This window comes from Verrucomicrobiales bacterium (assembly GCA_016793885.1).
Classification (GTDB): domain Bacteria; phylum Verrucomicrobiota; class Verrucomicrobiia; order Limisphaerales; family UBA11320; genus UBA11320.
Genome location: JAEUHE010000014.1, coordinates 41,880 through 63,343, shown reverse-complemented (window position 1 = coordinate 63,343; position 21,464 = coordinate 41,880). Strand labels below are relative to the sequence as shown.

17 protein-coding genes are annotated in these 21,464 nt (G+C 59.4%); 5 read left to right on the top strand and 12 right to left on the bottom strand.

Annotation, left to right across the window (positions count from 1 at the left end):
- Positions 1-381: 381 nt before the first annotated feature.
- From JNN07_02110 to JNN07_02090, 5 genes are all read right to left on the bottom strand, one after another.
- Positions 382-2,118: an SMP-30/gluconolactonase/LRE family protein gene (locus JNN07_02110; protein MBL9166517.1), complete on the bottom strand. Its 1,737-nt coding sequence runs from the start codon at positions 2,116-2,118 to the stop codon at positions 382-384.
- A 418-nt stretch (positions 2,119-2,536) separates the two neighbouring features.
- On the bottom strand, positions 2,537-3,613 hold the full coding sequence (locus tag JNN07_02105; protein MBL9166516.1) for a hypothetical protein: 1,077 nt from the start codon (positions 3,611-3,613) through the stop codon (positions 2,537-2,539).
- A 373-nt stretch (positions 3,614-3,986) separates the two neighbouring features.
- Positions 3,987-4,544, bottom strand: coding sequence for a hypothetical protein (locus JNN07_02100; protein MBL9166515.1), 558 nt, complete (start codon positions 4,542-4,544; stop codon positions 3,987-3,989).
- The gene (locus tag JNN07_02095; GenBank protein ID MBL9166514.1) at positions 4,531-4,734 is read right to left on the bottom strand and encodes a hypothetical protein; all 204 of its coding nucleotides are present in this window, start codon (positions 4,732-4,734) and stop codon (positions 4,531-4,533) included. Before JNN07_02095 ends, JNN07_02100 begins: the two co-directional genes overlap by 14 nt.
- A 533-nt stretch (positions 4,735-5,267) precedes the next feature.
- Entirely contained in the window at positions 5,268-7,232 is a 1,965-nt protein-coding gene (locus JNN07_02090) for a YjhG/YagF family D-xylonate dehydratase (GenBank protein ID MBL9166513.1), read from the bottom strand.
- A 122-nt stretch (positions 7,233-7,354) separates the two neighbouring features.
- Between JNN07_02090 and JNN07_02085 the strand changes: the two genes are divergently transcribed.
- Positions 7,355-7,726: a four helix bundle protein gene (locus JNN07_02085; GenBank protein MBL9166512.1), complete on the top strand. Its 372-nt coding sequence runs from the start codon at positions 7,355-7,357 to the stop codon at positions 7,724-7,726.
- Between the two features lie 79 nt (positions 7,727-7,805).
- On the opposite strand, the gene JNN07_02080 is transcribed toward JNN07_02085, so the two are convergent.
- From JNN07_02080 to pxpB, 3 genes are read right to left on the bottom strand one after another with little or no spacing between them, the layout of a single operon-like run.
- Positions 7,806-8,525 (bottom strand): LamB/YcsF family protein, encoded by a 720-nt coding sequence (locus JNN07_02080; protein ID MBL9166511.1) that lies wholly within the window; start codon positions 8,523-8,525, stop codon positions 7,806-7,808.
- A gap of 6 nt (positions 8,526-8,531) precedes the next feature.
- Positions 8,532-9,395, bottom strand: a complete 864-nt coding sequence (locus tag JNN07_02075) for a biotin-dependent carboxyltransferase family protein (protein MBL9166510.1) — start codon at positions 9,393-9,395, stop codon at positions 8,532-8,534.
- 1 nt (position 9,396) lies between these two features.
- Positions 9,397-10,065: a 5-oxoprolinase subunit PxpB gene (gene pxpB, locus JNN07_02070; GenBank protein MBL9166509.1), complete on the bottom strand. Its 669-nt coding sequence runs from the start codon at positions 10,063-10,065 to the stop codon at positions 9,397-9,399.
- 701 nt (positions 10,066-10,766) lie between these two features.
- Here pxpB and tnpA point away from each other — a divergent pair.
- The 4 genes from tnpA to JNN07_02050 all read left to right on the top strand — a co-directional run bounded on the left by tnpA (position 10,767) and on the right by JNN07_02050 (position 17,095).
- Positions 10,767-11,219, top strand: coding sequence for an IS200/IS605 family transposase (gene tnpA / locus JNN07_02065; protein ID MBL9166508.1), 453 nt, complete (start codon positions 10,767-10,769; stop codon positions 11,217-11,219).
- Positions 11,220-11,617: 398 nt separating this feature from the next.
- Positions 11,618-12,571, top strand: a complete 954-nt coding sequence (locus JNN07_02060; GenBank protein MBL9166507.1) for a PQQ-binding-like beta-propeller repeat protein — start codon at positions 11,618-11,620, stop codon at positions 12,569-12,571.
- 75 nt (positions 12,572-12,646) lie between these two features.
- Positions 12,647-15,598: a DUF1553 domain-containing protein gene (locus JNN07_02055; protein ID MBL9166506.1), complete on the top strand. Its 2,952-nt coding sequence runs from the start codon at positions 12,647-12,649 to the stop codon at positions 15,596-15,598.
- Positions 15,599-15,613: 15 nt separating this feature from the next.
- Entirely contained in the window at positions 15,614-17,095 is a 1,482-nt protein-coding gene (locus JNN07_02050; protein MBL9166505.1) for a DUF1501 domain-containing protein, read from the top strand.
- Here JNN07_02050 and JNN07_02045 read toward each other — a convergent pair.
- From JNN07_02045 to JNN07_02030, 4 genes are read right to left on the bottom strand one after another with little or no spacing between them, the layout of a single operon-like run.
- Positions 17,092-17,763, bottom strand: coding sequence for a hypothetical protein (locus tag JNN07_02045; protein MBL9166504.1), 672 nt, complete (start codon positions 17,761-17,763; stop codon positions 17,092-17,094). The genes JNN07_02050 and JNN07_02045 overlap by 4 nt on opposite strands.
- A gap of 1 nt (position 17,764) precedes the next feature.
- Complete coding sequence (locus tag JNN07_02040; protein ID MBL9166503.1) at positions 17,765-18,601, bottom strand: type II secretion system protein; 837 nt, start codon at positions 18,599-18,601, stop codon at positions 17,765-17,767.
- A gap of 11 nt (positions 18,602-18,612) precedes the next feature.
- Entirely contained in the window at positions 18,613-20,328 is a 1,716-nt protein-coding gene (locus JNN07_02035; GenBank protein ID MBL9166502.1) for a hypothetical protein, read from the bottom strand.
- A gap of 2 nt (positions 20,329-20,330) precedes the next feature.
- Entirely contained in the window at positions 20,331-21,458 is a 1,128-nt protein-coding gene (locus JNN07_02030) for an aminoglycoside phosphotransferase family protein (GenBank protein MBL9166501.1), read from the bottom strand.
- Positions 21,459-21,464 lie beyond the last annotated feature (6 nt).

Sequence of the window (21,464 nt, the reverse complement as noted above, 5' to 3'; positions counted from 1 at the left end):
CACGATGGGGTTGTGGATTCTATGGCGTTTTCCCCAGGGTAGCTCGTTCCTCCCAACCCTGGGCTTTGAGGCGCAATCCCGTTGGGATAGGGAGGAAGCCCTCCGAACTTGTGGGTAATGCTCAGAGACCTCTACCGCTTTTGCCCCCCGACGGAGTCGGGATCCTTTGTCCTCACCCAAACTTAGTCGCAGCCTCCCCCCACCTGCGTGAGCTTCGTGCCTGTGTGAGAAACACTCGGGAATTCCCCGCCTCCGCCTTCCTCGGTGAACTCTGTGTGGGAAACCCGTCATACCGGCGCGGATGGCGAGGGGGCGATTACGATTACGATTACGACTGGGACTATGGGGAGACGAGAGCGGTTACGTTCTAACCGTCCCCGGTCACAAACGCGGGGGAGCAGGCCTCACCGGGCCCCTGAAAGGCAGCACGCCTTTGACCTGGGTCTTCCGTTTGAACACCTTGTCGCTATTACAAGCATACAGCTGATCCAAGTTGGGCCCACCGAAGACCAGGTTCGCCAGCCATTTCGGCTGCGGCTTGGTGATGATTCCGTTCACTCGCCCGGCCTGATCACAGAACTGAATTCCCAAACGCGTCGCCACATAAACCCTACCCTCGGAGTCCACTGTCATGCCATCCGCTCCGCTCTCCATCACGCCATCGGGAGTGCGCAGATGATGATAGGGCTGCTTGGCTGACAACGTCCCATCCGGCTTGATGTGGAACGAGTAGACGAACTGCCCGCGCATATCCACCACCAACAGCAGGCTCTGATCAGGGGTCAAACGAATGCCGTTCGGAGAGTTGATCCCCTTGTCCACCACCTGCTTCTCCCCATTGGGCTTGACCAGCCAGATCTGCTTAGCGCCCGGGTCCGTCACATAGATGTTCCCGTTGACTCCGAGACACATGTCGTTCCCTTCAAATCCTTCCGTGATCACGGTGTATTTGCCCTGATCGTCATACGCGACGATCTGCTTACGGGCGCCGGCCACCGCATACAGCCGTCCATCCGGACCGAACATCATCCCATTAGCCGTTCCGGTGTTCTCGGCAAACAGGCTCACCTTACCGTCGAGGCCGATCTTGTAGATCCGGTTATGCGGTGTGTCCGTGAAGAACACCTCCCCTTTCGAGTTCACCGAAGGTCCCTCGGTAAAGCCATGTCCCTCACTCACCAACTGCCACTCTTCGCCCGGCACCAGGATCTGCGCCACCGGTTGACGGGAGTTCACTCCCTTGGCAATGCCTCGCGGCCAATCCTTCCACAGCCAGCGCATCGCATCGGGGAAAATAGCAGTCGCATGCTTGCCATTATGCGCTCCATCTCCCCAGACATGATTGACCTCGTAACCGGAGAACTCGAGGGCCGATAACATCTCCTGGTTGGCTAAAAACCAATTTCCACCCACTCCATTAGCGTCGTTGCTGCCGTCCTGAAGGAAAATCCTGAGGGGTTTGGGCTCGTACTTACGGATCATGCTGGGATAGTCGTTGCCCCCGCGCTGATCGACATAAGTTCCGATCGAGGAGAATACTCGTCGGAACGAATCCGGACGCTCCCACGCTGCGGTGAAGGCGCAGATGGCACCGCTGCTCGCACCACCGATGGCCCTATCATTGCCGTCTCGAGAGATTCTAATCGGCCGACCGTCCGACGCGGTCTTCTTTTCCACCTCGGGTAGCAGTTCCTCGATGAGGAACCGCGCATAGTTGTCTCCCAAACCATCGTACTCATAGCTCCGATTGAACCGATCGAGCGCGTTGGTGGATTCGGCCCGCACGCGACCATGCATCACGAACACCCCAATGGTTACCGGCATCTCCTGCTTGTGGATCAGGTTATCGAACACCGTCGGCGCCTGATATTGGATTCCGTCTTGATTCACATACAAACAAGCCGGTTTGGCCGGATCGTATTGCTTTGGCACATAGATCCAGTAGTCGCGAATTGTCTCTGGGAAGATCTTACTGCCTTCGAACGAATACTTGGTGACTTCGCCCTGCGGTACCCCCGGCTGAACCTTGGAGTCGGGTCCGGGAACATAGTCATCCACGCCAAGAGCCATGAGTCCGGAAAGCCATACCAAGCCGAGGAAAACAGAATTGGTTCGCATAAGGTTGCTCGTAGTGAGGACGGAACCTGCCAGGGGCATGAACCCGGGGAAATAAAAATCGGCTGGTTGCCCACGGATCACGCGGACCACACGGATCTAAAGAGTGATCTGTAACCTAAATCTGGGAATGGATTAACCACGGATCTCACGGATGACACGGATTAAAACGGGTTGTGACATTCTTTAACGGAACATCACCGTCCCTTTCAGAGTGATGAGGTAGTCCGGTCAAGTCTTTGCCCATCCGTGCGATCCGCGAAATCCGTGGTTTCATTCTCCTTTTTTGGGTAAAGACTGGAGCGACTGAAGTTACTGTTTTTCAGGATCCCCTCCGACTCCGTGTGTTCTGTGTGATCCCTGGGCAAACCTCTTCCTTGGATTCGGTCTTATGGGCTTCACTCCCGGGGGCAACGGGTGCCTAAGGTGGCAGCGATCGTTCCGACCGAGTCTCCGATAACTCCATTCGGTAGACCGCATTTCCCATCGAGGACACATAGAGGGCGTTGTGCACCGGATCCCACGCATAGCAACCGAACCAATTCGGGGTGAAGAGAAATCCCCCTTCCTTGGACTTGAGCTCGGCGACGCGTTTCCAACTCACCCCTCCATCCCGGCTCAGATGAACGCCTGCCTTACCCACAACCACCATCTCCGCCTGATCCCGTCCGAAGAACGGTCCCTGCCAGATCTCCACCGGTGTTCCTTGCGTCTGCCACGTCCTCCCCGAATCGCGACTGGTCAACAATCCATTGGTCGTCCCCAGATAATCGACCCCGCGAAAGCTGACGGGAATGCGCGTCAAAGGATTGGCTGCGGATACTCGATTCCAAGTCAACCCATCGTCAGCGCTGCGAAAAATGCCATCGCCATTGCTGTAGATGAAAATCCCCGGTCCCAGAGCCCCAACCATGGAAACGTGGGAGCGGTTCTCTCGAAGGTGAACAGGGAGGAGCCGCCAGGTGATTCCGCCGTCGCTGGTCGCATAGACCTCTCCGGGCGGCGACGTTTCGTGCTTGGCCGCGATGATGCTTTGAGGCGTTGCGCTCTTCCAATCGACCGACCCATAGTCCCAGTTGCGTCCGAGGGTGGCAAACCGCTTCCAGACGGAGCGCTCGGTTGTCCAGCCAGCCGTGCCATCCAGTGAAAAACTCGCTATTCGCTCAGGGTTGTGGGGGTCCACGCTGGTAGCCCATCCCGTTTCATCCCGCCCAGAAACCGCGCGCTGATCAATCCGCTCCCAATGGATACCACGATCCGAGCTTCGCCAGAGGCCGAGACCGACGACCTTGATCGTTACGTCCCCGTTGGTGCGGTTGACGACCACGCCGGAGCATCCACCTGGCCACTCAAGCTTCGCGCCGCTGTTGGTCAGGCGAGTGAGCAGAGCCGTAGAAACGTCGACCCAGGCACCTGCAGCAGGACTGCTGAGAATGGATCCAGAGCTCAACGCGGCAATGAGCAGCACCCAGGGTAAGCAGAATCGAGACTTGGGCATGCCCGATAGAACCCTAGCCGGAAACTGGAATCAACTTTATTGCCCACGGATCACGCAGACCACACGGACCGGAAGAGGGACGTGCAAGGACTGGACCGGCTGACGTCACTGTTCTTCTGGATCCCTTCCGACTCCGTGTGTTCTGCGTGATCCGTGGGCAAACCTCTTCCTTGGATTTGGTAGTGGTGTCTCCGGGTCCCCCATCGTGTCCATTGCGTCCTTCGCGTTCCAAAACTCGGGCCACTCCCCACCCGAACTGAGGAGGAGGTTGAACCGCGAAGGACGCAATGGACGCGATGCCTGAAGCGGGGAGGAGTCCTACTTTCTCTCTTCCTCGGGTTTCCGCATCACGGAACGGACCATGTTCTCCTCCTCAGGAGCCGATCCGTTCCCATTCCGTTTTCAGGCCGCGACGCTCTACCCAAAGCGCAAGTTCGGTGTGATCGATCGCTTGCCCCGACATCGCCAGCATCCCACGGATGTCCCGCAAGTGCTTTTCCGACCCCCCTTCACGATAATACTCGAGCTTCCGTAGGATGACATATTCGGGCGGCGCGAGAGAAACGTTAAGCCCCCCCACAGAGTACTGCTGGATCCGGCGGAAAGCCCAGGCGTGGAGCTCATCTCGATTGGCGGTGTAGAAATCCGCCTTCAGGCCCGATCCAGAGTGGATGACATTAAAATGACCGCGACGTTCCCTGGCCACCTCCACAGCGATCACTTCGAAGGGCGGGACATAGAAGTCCGGTGCGGGATAAAGCTGCGGTAGGATTGCGAGATCGGCGGAACGAAGAAAAACTACAAAATCGATATCGAGCGTGACGCGGGGCTCGCCGTAAAGCATCGCCGCTACGCTACCGCTCACAAAGTAACGAAGATTGCCCTGAGCCAGTGGTCGAGCGAACAACTCAATGAGATCAGGTTCCGCCATAGAGAAAGATCCGACGAACCCGCTGATCGACCTCTTCTTCCGACAGTTCGGGATGAATCGAGCGGAGGAATGCCGTCTTGTGACGACGCATGGTCCAGTACAGACGGGAGGCAACACGCCAACGCTCTTCTGGAGTCATACGACGAAGGATCGCCACCTGTTCAACGGATAACTGTTCGTCCGACAGCATGTCCTTACGTTACGACCACAGGGACAGTCTCAGCAAGCTCGCAACGCGCCCGACAGGCAATAAGAGTCACGAATGCCCCATGCGATGCCGTGCAGAAAAAGACCAGAGACCTATTGCCCACGGATCACGCGGACCACACGGATCTCAAGAGTGACCTGTAAAACTAAAACCGGGAATGGACTAACCACGGATCTCACGGATGACACGGATTAAAATGGGGTTGTGGCATTCTTTAACGGAAGATCGCTGTCCCTTTCAGAGTGATGAGGTGGTCCGTTCAAGTCTTTGCCCATCCGTGCGATCCGCGAAATCCGTGGTTTCATTCTACTTTTTAGGGTAAAGACTGGAGCGACTGAGGTTACTGTTCTTCCGGATCTCCTCCGAATCCGTGTGTTCTGTGTGATCCGTGGGCAAACCTCTTCATTGGAGAAATTCCTCCGAGGGTCGGTTCCTCTTCCGCAGGAAAATATCTAGCAGCCTGTCACGACGAATCCTAAGGCATAGCCCAGCACAAGAGGACTCCACAACCCGACCTACGTCCGATGGGCATAAGTCCGACAGGCTGCTAGGATGCTCTCTACGTCGTAGACACACCCGCCCCAGGTGCCGCCACCGAGCTGCTGCAAGGCCGCCCAGAGGCGAGTGTCCGACGGAAGCCGAGCATGCTCCGACAACTGCGGATGAGGGTCGCGCCCCGCCAGCAATGCCGCCCCCTCCTCCGCTGAAAACCGGCGTTCGCCCTCACCCACCAAATCGAGAGACCCCACGAGGGCGTTCCGATCGATCTGGAGGCGGATCCAATCCCCATCCCGCACCCGGCCGATCGGTCCGTCGGCCAACGCTTCCGGCCCGATATGCCCGATGCAGGCCCCGGTCGACACGCCCGAGAACCGGGCATCGGTCAAGAGCGCAACATGCTTACCAAAGGGAAGATGCTTCAGAGCCGAAGTGAGTTGATAGGTCTCCTCCATGCCGGTCCCTATGGGGCCGCATCCCATCAGAACCAACACGTCCCCTGAGTGAATCTTACCGTCCTTGATGGCCTGAATCGCCGCGCGCTCCGAGACGAAGACACGAGCCGGCCCTTCCTTCCGATAGACTCCATCCGCATCCACCACCGAAGCATCGATTGCCGTGCTCTTGATGACCGATCCCTCGGGCGCCAGATTCCCACGCGGAAAGGTAACCGTGCTCGTCAGCCCACGCTCGCGCGCTCGTGCGGGCGACATGATGACGTCGTCCGGATCCACCCCATCCTGCGCTTTCAAGATCTCGCGACAGCGCTGACGTCGCTCCGATTTGGCCCACCAATCGAGAACCTCCCCGAGAGTCGATCCCGTGACGGTCAGCACGGACGTGTCAATCACACCCAACTCACGCAGATGGAGCATCACTTCCGGCACGCCACCCGCCAGGAAGGCCCGAACCGTGGGGTGAAAGGCGGGTCCATTGGGAAGCACGTCGACGAGACGAGGCACCTGGCCATTGATCTCGATCCAATCGTCCACCGTTGGACGCCGCAACCCCGCCGCATGGGCTATGGCCGGGATGTGCAACAGCAAATTGGTCGAACCGCCGAACGCCGCGTGCAAGGCCATGGCATTGCGTAAACTGGCGTCGGTGAGAATGTCGCGCAGCCGAAGCCCCCGCTTCTCCAAATGCATGACCGCGCGCGCCGAGCGCACCGCCATATCCGTCCAAAGGCCCTGGCCCGAGGGTACCAACGCGGAATGAGGCAGCGACATGCCGAGCGCTTCTCCCACCACCTGGGAGGTTGCAGCCGTTCCCAAGAATTGGCATCCGCCACCCGGGGAGGCACACGCGCGACAGCCCAGATCAGCCGCCTCCTGCAGCGAAATTAATCCATGGCTGAACCTCACGCCCAGGGTCTGCACCTTACCCGCATCTTCTCCATCCTCCGGAGGCAGCGTCACCCCACCCGGCACCAGCACGGAGGGAAGATCAGGCAGGCCAGCCAGCGCCATCATCATCGCCGGAAGTCCCTTGTCGCAAGTCGCTACACCAAGCACACCCGCTCGCACGGGCAGCGACCTCGCCAACCGACGGAATACGATCGCTGCATCATTGCGATAGGGAAGGCTATCGAACATCCCTTCTGTTCCTTGGGTGCGACCATCGCATGGATCGGAGCAATAGGCGGCAAAGGGCACCCCGCCCAAGCGACGGATCTCCCGCGCCGCAGCCTCGGACAGCAGTCCAATTTCCCAATGGCCGGTGTGATACCCCAGCGCAATTGGCTTGCCATCTGGCGCACGCAATCCGCCTTGAGTGCTGAGAATGAGATACGGTTTGCGACCCGCTTCGCTGGGGTCCCATCCCATGCCTACGTTTTGCGTGAGTCCGAACAGGTCACCGCTGGGGCGATCTCGGAGCATCTCTTCGGTGAGCGGCAGGCTCCCCTGCGGCCCCGCCGCTTTCGTCCGCACGTCGTAAACACCCGAGATGGTCGGTTCTAGGAGTTGTGTGTCGAGGCTCATTCGAGCGAGCACCTTGCCAGGAGGAAAGACTCGTGTCCAGGGAAGGGACACCCCTCCCTCCTCGTAATCGTAATCGTAATCGTAATCGTAATCGCTTTCGGGTATTGGATCTCGAAAGGAGTATGAATCATCGACTAGACCACGAAAAACTAGAAGTTTATCAGGCCGCCTTAGACTTTGTTAGATGGCTCGAACCGGTGCTACAACGTCTCCCCAAAACCCTAGCCGCAGCTGATCAGCTGGATCTAGCCAGCACCTCGATTGCACTCAACATTGCCGAGGGAAATGGGAAGTTCACCAAAGCGGATCGTTGTCGCTTTTTCGACAACGCCCGCGGTTCAGCCCTCGAAAGTGCCGCGGCATTGGACATTCTGAGCTCAAAGGGCCGTTTCTCCATCGAGGAAGTGGCTCCCGGTAAAGCTCGTCTGTGGAGTATCGTTTCGATGTTGGTAGCGTTGATAAAATCCAACTCGGACTACCGATTGCACGAGTAGGGCGGAGGGGAGGGATCGATTACGATTACGATTACGATTACGATTACGAGACCGAGACCGAGACCGAGACCGCCTTCCTTTACCGCTCCAAAAATTCCCTCGCCCACCGAGCTACGGCGGGGGCGGCCGGGGTATCCCCATGAACACAGAGGGTTCGCCAATCCATTGGCAAAGCCGTCCCTCCCATCGATGTCACGCGCCGATGCTTACAAAGATCCGTGAGGCGATCGCGAACGGCACCCGCCTTCTCAATGAGAGCACCATCCGAAGTTCTGGGGACCAAACCGCCATCAACGAGGTAACCGCGATCGACGAATGCTTCCCCCCAGACTACCGCGCCCAGGTGTTTCCCTACTCGGTGGACTGCCCCTCCAGCACGAGCGTAGATTTTAAGCCGAGGCCAGTGGCTGATCACGCACTCCACATAGGCCTCAGCCAATCGATCGGAGGCCTCTACCGCATGATAAAGCCCACCATGCAACTTCACATGGTGCAACCGAATCCCTTCTTCCCGCGCTATCAGCTCGAGGGCTCCCACCTGCTGCACCATTAAGAGTTCCAATTCACGCGGGGTGATGGAGACCGGAGCCCGACCAAAGTTCTTCCGATCCCACGGACCTGGATGGGCACCTAGCCTCACTCCACGCTGGCGGGCCAGTCCCGAACACCTCCGCATGGACTCAACATCCCCAGCATGCCCACCACAGGCCACATTGGCGGAAGTGATCGACTTCATCAGAATAGCGGTTCGACGCGGCGATTCGCCTTCGCCAAGATCACAGTTAAGATCCCACGTCATGGCATCTCAGGAAGCGGGTTCGAAGCGAACAGCCTGGCCAGCGCGACATTGAACAAACCAACTCAAAGATTCCGAATCGAGAACACCCAGCTTGGCATACCCACCCACAGTCGGCCCGTCGTTCAAGGTGACAATTGGCATCCCGTCCTCAGGAACCTGGATGGTTCCCACGCGCACCGGCTCACTTACCAACTGACCAGGAGGGGGACGCAAACGCTGGCCTTCCAAACGATAGCCGGTCCGATCGCTCCGGGAGCTCACCTTCCAAGAATTATGAAAAAAGGCGGCGCGAACGGCGTCGGGAAAACAGTCCCACTGCGGGCCCGGCCAGACGCGGAGTGCGGGAGGATGCGAATAGAGACGGCGATCCGGCAATGGTGCCGAACGGGCGCCGACGCCACGCGGCAACTCAAAGGAGCTCAACTCCGATCGACGGAGGATCGCGCCCCGGGTGAGCACGCGACCTAGCCGAACCCGTGGCGAAGCGCCCAGACTATCCAAAGTTAGGTCATCGGTGAAACCACCCTCCACTGCCAGATACGTCCACATCCCATGCTGGCTGCGTGGAAAACCAACCACATCGTCGGTCTGGAGCTGAACCGACCGCCACATCTGAATATTTCCTCCGGCATCCGCCCCCGTGACCGCCACCCAAACGGGCCTCAAAGCAGCGAGCTTCGCCCCCTGAAAACACATCTCGAGCACCGCAGCATCAGGCGAATTCCCCATCAAGTGATTCGCCATCTCCGCCGCATGCTGATCCATCACTCCTCCGACCGGCACACCAAACCGGCGCCATCCCGACCGTCCCCGGTCCTGCAAATGGGAACCGAACCCCGGATCCAACACATAAAAAACGTCCATGCTCATGTCAGGTAGCTTTCGCACTCGGAACAAACTGAACTCGATCACCCGGGCGCAACAGGAAGGCGTCCTCCCCACGCCCCGATACCGTGGCACGCATCGGATCGAACAAAATGCGCGGAGTACGACCGATCAAATTCCAACCGCCCGGGGTATCCAGCGGGTAAATGCCGGTATGTTGTCCCCCGATAGCAATCGACCCCGCGGGAACTCGGGGACGAGGGGAGGCCAACCTGGGTGTATGGAGGCGCAGATCGAGATCCCCGAGATAGGGAAAGCCGGGAGCGAACCCCAGGAGGTACACTTTGTAAATCGTTCGCGAATGAAGCTCGATCACCTGATCCACCGACAGCCGCGCATGCTCCGCCACCCGAGACAAGTCCGGGCCATCATAAGTCACTGGAATCGACTTCAGGGGAGCCGGCACCAGCGGAGCGGTCAGAGCCGATTTTAGAAACGCAATCCACTCGAAGACCCGGCCCTTCGGATCCGGCACCTTCTCACAATCGAACTCCAACAAGACCGAGGTAAATCCGCAGACAAAACCATCCACTCCCTCCGGAGGGCTGGTTTCCAGCCGCGCCGCGATTGCCCGTCCTCGGGAAAAGGCCTCCTCGCCGACTTGGTCGGCGAAGTAAAACATCAGGGCTTGAGGACCATAAGGAACCCATCTCATCGCGAAAGAGTCTACAGGCAGAGTCTTTCGCGAGTCGAGGGCGTTGACGAGAAAGACCAAGGCCCGGAAGAAAGAGTTTGATCAGGTTCATGAAGGGGACAACGGGCTTGCCTTAGAGGATAGGTGACCTATTTTCGTCAGCAAGCTGCAGGGTCTCCGTCCGTCTGAAGGAGAGGTCCCGCAGCCCAAAGGAGAAGAGCGTCCTCGAGGCGGCTAGCCGCGAAAGGGCACCACATGAACGTGACCGGTGATGTGTCGGGCTTTCAGCCCTGCAACCTATTTGCGTCTCAACCTGGGGTTGTCACCCCAGGCTGGGATGAGGCTGGGCCTTTGGCCCGTCGGAGGAGACAGGAGGACGGTTCGCAGCCAGGGCCAGAGGCATGGCTCCACTATCCATCCTGGATGTCGTCCGCTCCGTCCTTGTGCCATTTCCCGAGCGCCAACGGCGCGTCCTATCCCAGCCTGGGGCACCGCCCCAGGAAATACCCCCAAACCCAACAAGGGCTGAAAGCCCGCAATATCCGTATGCCACAATCCGAAAGTCATACCCTACACCAACTGGCTTCCTCTCGCGGGCACCCAAATCCAACACCGAAGCCCCGCATTGCCCCAGCGCCAACGGCGCGTCCTATCTCAGCCTGGGGCACCGCCCCAGGAAATACACCTAAACCCAACCAGGGCTGAAAGCCCGCAATATCCGCATGCCACAATCACTAAGCCTGGTCATCATCCATGTCATCTTCAGCACGAAGGACCGTCATCCCTTCCTCGATCCCAACATCCGTCCAACAATGCATGCCTACCTCTCCACGGTTACTCGCAACATCGGTTGTGAAGCCTACCGAATTGGAGGGGTGGCTGACCATGTTCACTTGGCTATCCGCATGTCCCGGACCATCACCATTGCGGATACCGTCCAAGAGCTAAAAGCAACCTCTTCGAAATGGGTAAAGACCCAGTCCGCCGAGCTTCGAGGTTTCGCCTGGCAGCGCGGATACGGGTGTTTCTCCGTCGGACCTGCGGATGTGGAAGCGCTCAAGGCCTATATTGACGATCAAGAGAACCACCATCGGACACGGACATTCCAGGAAGAGTTTCGAATGTTCCTTAGAAAATATGGCGTGAAATATGACGAGGCGTATGTATGGGACTGAGCCATAGAACGGGCTTTCAGCCCTACAACCTAGTTGCGTCTCAACCTGGGGTTGTGACCCCAGGCTGGGATGAGGCTGGGCCTTTGGCCCGCAGACTCTGACACCACTGCTGCATCCCATGTGGATTGAGCCTCCCGAGTCTCGTTTGGGTTGCATCTCAGATCGGTGACTTCTCGCCCCTCAGCACCAATGGTGGGCTCAATCCCGGCCTGGGGGGCCACGCCATCATCGGGATGATCTCATCCTCACCACCAAAGGTGCGTTCTATCCCAGCCTGGGGTGACAACCCCAGGTAACGTCCCCCGTCCCATCAAGGGCTGAAGGCCCGCCCCATCCTCCTCGCCCCTCCCCCAAAAAATCGAATTCCATTCGCGTCCAAAGAGTCGTTACATGGCGCTATGCACATACCCATTCTGCGTTCCATCGCCCTACCCCTGTTCTTGGTGGCTTGCTCGACCTTTTCCGCCCTAGGCGCTCAAACCGGCACTCCCAAACGAATTCTGGCCGGAGACGACTCGACTCGCCGCCTGGCCATCGTCGGAACCGACGGTTCCCTCGAGTGGGAACTTCCCGTCGGAGCCATCCATGACGCGCATGTGCTCCCGAACGGCAACATCCTCACCCAACAAGGTTGGCAGCGGGTCGTAGAGGTCACGCCGGATAAAAAGGTCGTCTGGGAATACGACTCGGGGAAGATGAACGGGAACGCGGGAAAGAAGGTGGAGGTTCACGCGTTCCAGCGCCTGTCCAACGGCCGAACCATGATTGTGGAATCCGGGCCTTCCCGCATTATCGAGGTCGACAAGTCCGGCAAGATCCGGCACGAGGTCAAGCTCAAGGTCAATCACCCCAATGCGCATAGCGACACCCGTCTCGCCCGCAAGCTCTCCAACGGCAACTACCTGGTCGCTCATGAAAGCGATGGCTTCGTCCGCGAGTATGACAAAAAGGGCAGAATCGTCTGGGAGTTCGAGGTTCCTCTCTTCGGCAAGGCGCGTAAGGGCGGGCACGGACCAGAGGCCTTCGGGAACTCAGTCTTCAGTGCAACCCGTCTGAAGAACGGCAACACGCTCATCGGCACCGGCAACGGCCACAGCGTCCTGGAAGTCACCCCCAAGAAGGAGATTGTCTGGAAGGTGGAGCAAAACGATCTCCCGGGCATTACACTCGCCTGGGTCACCCGCGTGGAACGCCTGGCGAACGGCAACACACTCATCGGGAACTGCCATGCGGGCCCCGAGAACCCTCAGTTCATCGAGGTGACGCCCGCCAAACAGGTTGTCTGGACCTTCAAGGACTTTAAGAACTTCGGGAATTCCATGCCGGTGCAAATGGTGCTGCCGTCCCGATAAAACCTCTCCGGATTGATGCCACGAACCGTTCCAGTCTCGACCTGTCGAAACACCCCTGCAAGACAGGAGCATCCAATGGATTCTCTGCGTCCCAGCACGGGCAAGGGCCCTGTAGCAATGACCCTGCTGACGGGGCTCTTGGTGAGCTGGGTGGCCAGTTTCCCACTGGTGGGATCGGGGGCAGAAACGGACGAGGTCTTCTTCGAACGGAAGATTCGTCCGGTCCTCGCTGAGCACTGCGTCTCCTGTCACGGCCCGGAAAAACAAAAGGGACATCTCCGACTCGACACTCCGGAAGGAATCCGCGCGGGAGGCGAGGGTGGAGCTATCTTCGAGGCGGGCGATCCGGAAAAGAGTCGGATGATCCGGGCGGTGCGCTACGTGGACGATGACCTCAAGATGCCGCCCAAGAAGCGTCTTAGCGATGCCCAGGTGGAAGACCTGGCGCGCTGGGTCAAAGGCGGGGCAGCAATGCCGGCGGGGGATCCATCAGTCACGACCCCTGCCCCCCGCAAGGAATTCCAAATCGCCGAACGCGACCGACAACACTGGGCCTTCCAACCGGTCCGCCGTCCCACCGTGCCGGCAATCGAGGGTAAGCCTCAACATCCGATCGATGCCCTCATCGGGGCTTCGCTCAAGAGCCGCGGCTTAACCGCCAACCCGACCGCTTCCAGACGCGAACTCATCCGCCGAGCCACGTTTGACTTAACCGGGCTGCCTCCCACTCCCGAGGAGGTCCAAGCCTTCGAGAAGGATTCCGCTCCCAACGCCTGGGAAACGCTCATCGACCGATTACTCGCCTCGCCGCACTATGGAGAAAAATGGGGACGTCACTGGCTCGATCTCGTGCGGTTCGCCGAGAGCAACAGCTATGAACGCGACGGCGCCAAGCCGCATGCGTGGAGATACCGGGACTATGTCATTCGCTCGCTGAACGCCGACAAACCTTATGACCGCTTCCTCAAGGAGCAACTTGCCGGCGACGAGCTTCCCGAAGCGGGCGCTGACGCCATCATCGCCACCGGATTCTATCGCCTCGGCATCTGGGATGACGAACCGGCCGACCGCGAACTGGCGCGCTATGACGCACTCGATGACATCGTCACCACGACCGGACAAACCTTCCTCGGGCTCACCGTGGATTGCGCCCGCTGTCACCATCACAAAATCGATCCCATTTCCCAGAACGACTACTATCGTCTCGTCTCGTTTTTTCAAAACGTGAACCACTATCGCAATGGTGGCCCGACCGATGAGGTCCCCGTGTTCAACACCGCGGCGGATCGAATCGCTCACGAGCAGAAGCAGCGCGAACTCGATTCTCGCCGCAATGAACTGCAGCGCGAAGTGACCGCGCTCGAGAATCAATTCCAAGCTCGGCATCGAGAAAGCCAGTCAGCCAACCGTCCCGATCTGGACGGGCTCCGCTATCGCTTCTATCGCGACACCTGGGAAAAGCTTCCCGACTTCACCCTCATCAAACCGGAAGACACGGGCGCGCTCACCAACAATCTGGTCGACCTAAGCCCTCGGACACGCGACACCGCCATTGGGTTCGTGTTTGAGGCAACGCTCATCGTGCCTCAAACCGGAGACTACACCTTCTTCCTCGACAGCGATGATGGGGCTCGCCTGTCCCTGGATGGAAAATCCGTCCTCGCTTACGACGGAATCCATGCCCAAGGAAAGGAACAGAAGGTCACGCTAACGCTCCAGCAGGGACGCGTGCCATTCCAATTGGACTACTTTCAGAAGGCCGACGCCTTGGGCTTAAGCCTGGCGTGGTCGGGAGCGGGATTCTCACGTCGTCCCCTTAGTGTCGGCGCAACTCAGAGCGGCATCAAGCCATCTTCGGCAGCGGAGCTGGCTACCCTCATCAAATCTCAAGGGGAGGCCGTGCTGGGCAGAGAGGACTGGTCTCGCTATCAAAAATCCAAAGCCGAGCTGGAACAACTCAAACAAACGAAGCTCCCCATCGATCTCGCGCTGGCAGTGACCGAAGCAGGTTCGAATCCTCCGGATACTTTCGTATTGCTGCGTGGCAACCCCAATTTGAAGGGCGACCAGGTGGAACCAGGCTTTCTGCAGGTATTGGGCGCCTCCCAACCCCTCAAAGCCGCCGCCTCGCCGGAAAAGAAAACCTCGGGCCGCCGCACGCTCCTGGCCGACTGGATCACCTCCCGCGAGAACCCGCTCACCGCGCGCGTGATGGTCAACCGGGTCTGGCAGCATCACTTCGGCCGGGGCATCGTTCGCTCCCCCAACAACTTCGGGTTGCAAGGGGATCGCCCCACACATCCGGAGCTCCTGGATTGGCTGGCTGCCGAGTTCATCGACCAAGGATGGAAGCTCAAGGCGATGCACCGGCTTATCATGACTTCCCAGGCCTACCAACGCTCCTCCGCTGGTCAGCCGGACGCCCTGGCCAAAGATCCGATGAACAACGAATTTTGGCGATTTGACATGCGTCGTCTCACCGCCGAGGAAATTCGCGATTCAATCCTTTCGGTCACGGGCGTGCTCAACCCGAAGATGTATGGTCCCGGAGTCTATGTGGACATTCCTAAAGAGGTTCTAGCTGGGCAGTCCGTGCCCGGCAGTGGGTGGGGGCAGTCTCCGCCGGAGGAACAAGCCCGACGGAGCATTTACATTCACGTGAAGCGCTCCCTCATGACGCCGATCCTCGAGAGCTTCGACGTCGCCGAGACGGATCGTTCTGCCCCAGTGCGATTCGCCACAGTTCAACCGACTCAAGCCTTGGGAATGTTGAATGGTGGCTTCTTGAACCGTCAGGCGGATGTCTTGGCGGCACGGCTCCAGCGTGAGTGCCGGAACGATCCGACGGCACAGGTCCGTCGCGCCATCTCCCTCGCCACCTCACGTGTCCCCGCTCAGGGGGAGATCGACCGCAGCCTGGCGCTGATGCGCTCCTTACAGCAAGAGGACGGAGCCTCCCCCGATGTGGCGCTCCGCTATTTTTGTCTCCTCGTGCTGAACTTGAACGAGATGGTCTATTTGGATTAACTTAAACCAGCGGCTATGAATGAATCATCCAGCTCTCAGCCAGGCCAGTCCGGAGATTTTTGCGGCCGAACCCGACGCGAGTTTCTGTGGGAAGCCGGGGCCGGGTTCACGGGCTTGGCGATGACCGGACTACTCTCGCTCGACTCGTTCTTCGGTTCCAAAGCGCAGGCCGCGCCCGCATCCAAATTCGTCAACCCACTGGCTCCCAAGCAGCCTCAGCTCCCCGGCAAGGCCAAAAGCGTCATTTTCCTGTTCATGTACGGAGGTCCCAGTCAGGTAGACACCTTCGACTACAAACCGGAACTTTACCGCCTGGATGGAAAAACGATTCAGGTCAAAACCTTTGGCCGGGGTGGAAAGAAGAATGAGGGCCGCGTCGTAGGTCCCAAATGGGCTTTTAAGCAGTATGGTCAATGCGGAAAGCAGGTCAGCGATCTCTTTCCTCACTTGGCCACCTGCGTCGATGACATCTCGTTCATCCACTCCATGATGGCTGATTCGCCGATCCATGGGTCGGCCATGCTCCAGATGAACACGGGAAAGATCCTTTCCGGAAGTCCCTGCCTGGGTTCCTGGGTGAACTACGGCCTGGGCAGCGTCAACGAGAACCTACCAGGGTTCGTGGTGATGCTGGATCCGACCGGCGGCCCGATCAGCGGATCCAAGAACTGGTCGAGTGGCTACATGCCCGCCACTTACCAGGCTACCCTGATGCGTTCGGCCGGCGATCCGATCCTCGACCTCAACCGTCCCGCAGGAGAATCCGAAGCCGCACAACGTCGGGTTCTGGACACGCTCAAAGATTTCAACCAGGAGCATCAGTTGTCGCGTATGGACAACAGCAGCCTGGCCGCACGTATTGCCAGCTATGAGATGGCGTTCAGCATGCAACGGCACGCGCCGGAGGCGGTCGACCTGAGTCGCGAAACCGAAGCTACCAAAGCGCTCTACGGCATCAACGAGAAGAGAACCGAGGACTTCGGCCGCCGCTGCCTTCTGGCCAGACGACTCGTCGAGCGCGGGGTGCGCTTCATCCAACTCTATGCCGGCGGGGCGCACAACGATGACAATTGGGATGCCCACGGCGACCTGCTCAAGAATCACACGTTCCATGCCGGGCGAACCGACAAGCCCATCGCGGGCCTGATTCAAGACCTCAAACAACGCGGGCTCCTCGACAGCACGCTGATCGTCTGGGGCGGCGAATTCGGTCGTCAACCCACCGCTGAATACGCCGAAGGAACCGGTCGCGACCACAATGCCTACGGCTTTACGATGTGGATGGCCGGCGGCGGGATCAAGGGAGGCACCACCGTGGGAGAGACCGATGAACTGGGGGCAGCGGCAGTGACCGACCGGCTCCATGTCAAAAACCTGCACTCCACCGTGCTCACACAGATGGGCTTGGATCCTGATCGCCTGACCTATTTCTACGGAGGCCTGGATCAAAAACTCGTCGGGGTCGAGGGAGCCGACCCCATTCGATCGATCATCTAGGGCTTGGGAAGGCTGGCGACTTCATTGGTGGTGACCACCTGAAAGTAGCGATCAAAGGCCGCCCGCAGTCCGCGGGCATCGTCGGCAGCAGGAGCGGGAAAATCATAGCGGGGAACCACCGCCGCCCGAATCCACTTCTTGGCGAACAACGCGGGCAGCTCATCCCGATCCCGGGTCACCGCGACAAACCGCGGCACCTTGTTCGTCAGCTGCAACATCGCGGGATCCTTCGGGTCGGGAGTTCCAACCAGGGACACGATCGCCTCCGCCTTCAGATTGTTTTCCACGATCCGCGCAAATCGACGCGCGGAGAGCCCCGTACCTGGCGAATACTTGCGGGCGTCCTCTGGGTCGATCCGAATAATCTCCTTCAGCTGCAGCTCAGGATACTGCTTCAGCTTCTTCAGAAACCCATCTTCCTGGGCTTTCAGCTCCGGTCCAGGGCTCTGAACCGTGACCAAAACGATGCGCTTCTTTTCCTTGCTTTGGAGCACTTGGACGGTTTGTTCGACGAGCATCTCCCCCGCCCCGAGGTGGGGGCGGACGTCGCCACGCTGGTGCTGGACCCACTGGTAGGCCAGCGCTGCGATTGCCAACAAGGCGAGCATGCCAGCGCCCAAGAGGCGAGCCGTATTCTTGGGTGCTGCATCAGTTTGGTTCTGATTCATATTAAAGTCTCCATCGGATCGGAGCTGCGTTGGTGTCACGGACGTTCGGAATGTCATAGGTGTTGAACTTGAGCACGCTCCCGTCAAAGAATGCCACGTTGGTCTTGGGCCGGCGCTCGTGACGCGCGTTCACCCGCTCATCCTTGCCGTTGAGGATCCAGAATCCATCGAACACCGTGGGCAGCTGGAACGGAACACTCGCCCAACGGGTCATGGTTCCAGGACGCATCCGCTTGTTGTCCTCGTCGTCGTCCAAGGGGAGTCGCAAAAACGGATAGGATCGCGAGTTTCCCAGTGCTCCGTTGATGCCGTACCAGGTGTGCACGTACCTCCTCTGCCCGGTGCTCTCCGACACGAACGGGCGTGCTTTCGCGCCCTCCTCGTCGGAGCGCGATGTGGGGTTCACGGAATAGACCTCAGGCCGGCCAGCCGGACAGCGAAGCACGGTATTTTGTTCAGAAATGCCGTAGTAGGAGATGGATTGCGGGGCGGAAATGTAGCCAGCATTGCGCAGCAGCGTGCACCACCCCTCCCGATAGGGTGCCCCGTTCGAGGTGCTGAGTTCAGCCGCGACCAACGCATCGTCGTTGTCGTGGGCATACAGCGTGATCGCCAGCTGGATCTGCTTCAAATTACTGGCGCAGGACAGGGTGCGAGCCTTCTCCTTGACCGAGGAAAGGGCGGGCAGCAGCAACGCGGAGAGGATGGCGATGATCGCGATCACCACCAAGAGCTCAATGAGGGTGAAGGCACCGTGCCGGATCCCCACTCGCCGGCACGGCTTCTGACGACGTGCGGCGCCAAGCCCCGACTGAACAACATTCCACTTCAGGCTCATCATAAAGATTATTAGGGTTGAGGGGAGATGAGGCGGTAAAACCGGTTTCCCAGCGGCGCGAAGGAATCCTCCACCGAGCTTGCTCCTCCATTGCCCACCACCGTACGCAACGTCTTCCAGAGGGCAGGCACCAGTTCATCCGTGTATTCGACCGTATAAGTCACCCCCGCAGTTCCTACAAAGGAGAACCCGACGCCCTGGGGAGTCCGGCGAAACTGCGCCAATTCGGGCCCGCCACACCTTAAGAGGCTCGCGCCGCCGGCAAGCACCGTAACATTACCGACAATCGTTCCACAGCCAGTCAGGGTTGCTCGGGAGTTGATGACCAAACCATTGGGGAAGCGATGAACTCCTCCTTGGAGGTGTAGATTCGCGATCTGAACTCCGTCGCCCACCACGAATGCCTTTCCGTTGGAGACCTCGCTCTGGCGTGTGCTCAACTCGCCACCGTTGAAAACGAAAGTGCCTTGGGCGCTGGCGAGCAGCAATCGATCCACGAGGACGGATCCTCCGCTGAGTTGCAGTCCACCACTGCCGACCTGCAGCAGCGCCGTCTGTTCCAAATTGGTTACGTTCAAGGCTCCCCTTGAGATCACCGCCTCGGCTCCCCGCCCAGCCACCACCCCCACGGTGAGATTCGAGCCCACCGTCAAGGTGCCCCCGCTCAGACTCAACCGGCCGCGAGCGGTTGAAGCAGCCGTCAACTGCAGCTCAAGAACTCGCGCCTGCCCTGATTCCAGCAGCATCTCTCCGACGCCCTCCCGCCCCACATAAAGAGAATCTGCTGACGCTTGAAAGGTGCCGCCGCGCAGCACGAACTGACCGGTGGAGCTGCTAAATCGCCCTACCGACAGGTCATTGCACCGCAGGATTCCCCCCGTCAGAAGCAACACACCAGCGGAGTTGGAAGAACGCCCCACCGAAACATCCTCCATGAGCGCCAACCCGTCGGACAGGATGAACGATCCCGACCCGTCCTCACCGATTCGAGCCGTGCCGTTCGTGGCGATGAGGCTCCCACCGTTTAGCTGAAACTCGCCACGGGAGAGCGGGTCATCTCCCAGGATCAGGATGCCGGACACTATCGAGGTCCCGCCCCCCATCGAGAGTCGTCCAACCGACCCCGCCAAGCCGCCGAGCACCAGGTCGCTCGCACTGCGAAACATCCCCGCACGAAGAGTCATGCTACCCAGCCCCTCCCGTCCGATCCGCGCTCGAGCCCCTGCAATGCAGGACAACTCGCCGCCGTCGAGCAGCAGATCCCCAGACAGCAGAGTCAAGCTACCCTGAGCTGAGCCATCGATCACGAACCTGGAACTCAGAATCTCGAGACGCCCGCCGACTCCAAGGCTGACGGTGTTGGAGGAGAGCAGCGGCACGGCCCCCATACCACTCAGCCGAAGCGTGTTGGTGGAGCCTGCCGTTCCAGCTAAGTTGAGCCGGCGGATGACCCGATTCCCCGCGGGCGCGGTGGAGTCGATGGTCACCACCTTGCTGCCGGCGTTCACCACCGAAACCGCCTGCGTCGACGAAGGAAGCCCGCCCAGCCAACTGGCAGCTTCCATCCAAGTGCCCGAGCCAGCCTTGTTCCAGACGGAATCTGCCCATAAGCACGAGGCGGAGGTGACGGCCCAGAGCACCGCCGCAAGCACCCTTGCACCAGGGCCCGTCCTCAGCCCCCGGCGTCGACCTGGCTGGGTGGCCATCCAACAAACGCTGATCATCATATTCATTCAGACTTGAAGGTGACTGGGACGGAATCCGTTGGATTGACCGATGGGGCGCTGTGGTTCCGAGCGCCGGGCATGACCTGGACGCGGGGCTTCCCGCTGGAACCAAGCCCTAAACGCTCCTCACACCAATCGAGCAGCAACGGCAGGATAGAGACGCGGTCAGGCTTGAGAGTGCAGAGATAGAGATGCCTGGCCACGGTTACCGTCTGATAAGCCCGAATGCGAGGACGCAACTCGACCGCGGTTAACTCCAGGTAGCGTTCCTTGAGCATCAGCTCAAAGCACGAGTAGGCTCCGGCATGCCCATGCTCGCGCAGACTCTGCTCGGTGATGTGTCCCAAGAAATTGCCAATATCGAGCGCCGGGTCCCCGCAACAGCAGAGATCGAAATCCAACAGATGCACGAGCGGACCACTCAGGATAACCTGGGCTGGATAAAAATCACGATGGATGCAACAGCTCTCCCGCTCCTCGAAAGCCGAGAACAACCGACAACAAGACTCAAAGATGGCGTCCAGGCGCGCCCTCAGCGATGGCCGCGTCTCCGAAAGTCGATCGAAACGGTCGCGCAGGATGGAGCACTCGTCCGCGACGGTGTGCTTACGGTTCGGACGCAGCTCCAAGCGGTGCAGCTTAACCGCTGCCTCGGCCACCCGATGCGCGATAGCCAGCGCCTGGGGGACTCTCAGGAACGTCTCCAAGGAATCGCCGATGACCTTCCGTTGCAGGAGAAGGTGGGAGGATTCGATCAGGCCGATGGGCTCGGGGATCGCTATTCCGTCCACCGACTTTGCATCAAAGCCGCTCGACCACAGTTTACGCAGTAGCGTATAACTCCGCTGATCAGGGCCCTTCGCTCGGATCTTCCCAATCAAGTGCCAGGGGGCTCCTGGAACGCGGAGGCCGCCATCCGTCATCGCGTATTCCACGAGACAACGTTTCGCCGGCTTGTGGCGAAACACCCGAATCGACTCCAACTGCCGCGCGACCGGTGCGGAACCCTCGGCTCCCGAACCACGCTCCTGCAAAAGCGTGCGGAGCCGGGACTCCATCGTTTCCGGGTGAAAGGCCTCGCGCAGGGGTAGAAAACCAGGGTCTTCCAGTACCGTGAGAGGAATGGACACGCGACA

Coding starts and splice junctions, on each gene's coding strand:
- JNN07_02110 (MBL9166517.1), bottom strand. CDS start 2,118: ATGCGAACCAATTCTGTTTTCCTCGGCTTGGTATGGCTTTCCGGACTC.
- JNN07_02105 (MBL9166516.1), bottom strand. CDS start 3,613: ATGCCCAAGTCTCGATTCTGCTTACCCTGGGTGCTGCTCATTGCCGCG.
- JNN07_02100 (MBL9166515.1), bottom strand. CDS start 4,544: ATGGCGGAACCTGATCTCATTGAGTTGTTCGCTCGACCACTGGCTCAG.
- JNN07_02095 (MBL9166514.1), bottom strand. CDS start 4,734: ATGCTGTCGGACGAACAGTTATCCGTTGAACAGGTGGCGATCCTTCGT.
- JNN07_02090 (MBL9166513.1), bottom strand. CDS start 7,232: ATGAGCCTCGACACACAACTCCTAGAACCGACCATCTCGGGTGTTTAC.
- JNN07_02085 (MBL9166512.1), top strand. CDS start 7,355: ATGAATCATCGACTAGACCACGAAAAACTAGAAGTTTATCAGGCCGCC.
- JNN07_02080 (MBL9166511.1), bottom strand. CDS start 8,525: ATGACGTGGGATCTTAACTGTGATCTTGGCGAAGGCGAATCGCCGCGT.
- JNN07_02075 (MBL9166510.1), bottom strand. CDS start 9,395: ATGAGCATGGACGTTTTTTATGTGTTGGATCCGGGGTTCGGTTCCCAT.
- pxpB (MBL9166509.1), bottom strand. CDS start 10,065: ATGAGATGGGTTCCTTATGGTCCTCAAGCCCTGATGTTTTACTTCGCC.
- tnpA (MBL9166508.1), top strand. CDS start 10,767: ATGCCACAATCACTAAGCCTGGTCATCATCCATGTCATCTTCAGCACG.
- JNN07_02060 (MBL9166507.1), top strand. CDS start 11,618: ATGCACATACCCATTCTGCGTTCCATCGCCCTACCCCTGTTCTTGGTG.
- JNN07_02055 (MBL9166506.1), top strand. CDS start 12,647: ATGGATTCTCTGCGTCCCAGCACGGGCAAGGGCCCTGTAGCAATGACC.
- JNN07_02050 (MBL9166505.1), top strand. CDS start 15,614: ATGAATGAATCATCCAGCTCTCAGCCAGGCCAGTCCGGAGATTTTTGC.
- JNN07_02045 (MBL9166504.1), bottom strand. CDS start 17,763: ATGAATCAGAACCAAACTGATGCAGCACCCAAGAATACGGCTCGCCTC.
- JNN07_02040 (MBL9166503.1), bottom strand. CDS start 18,601: ATGAGCCTGAAGTGGAATGTTGTTCAGTCGGGGCTTGGCGCCGCACGT.
- JNN07_02035 (MBL9166502.1), bottom strand. CDS start 20,328: ATGATGATCAGCGTTTGTTGGATGGCCACCCAGCCAGGTCGACGCCGG.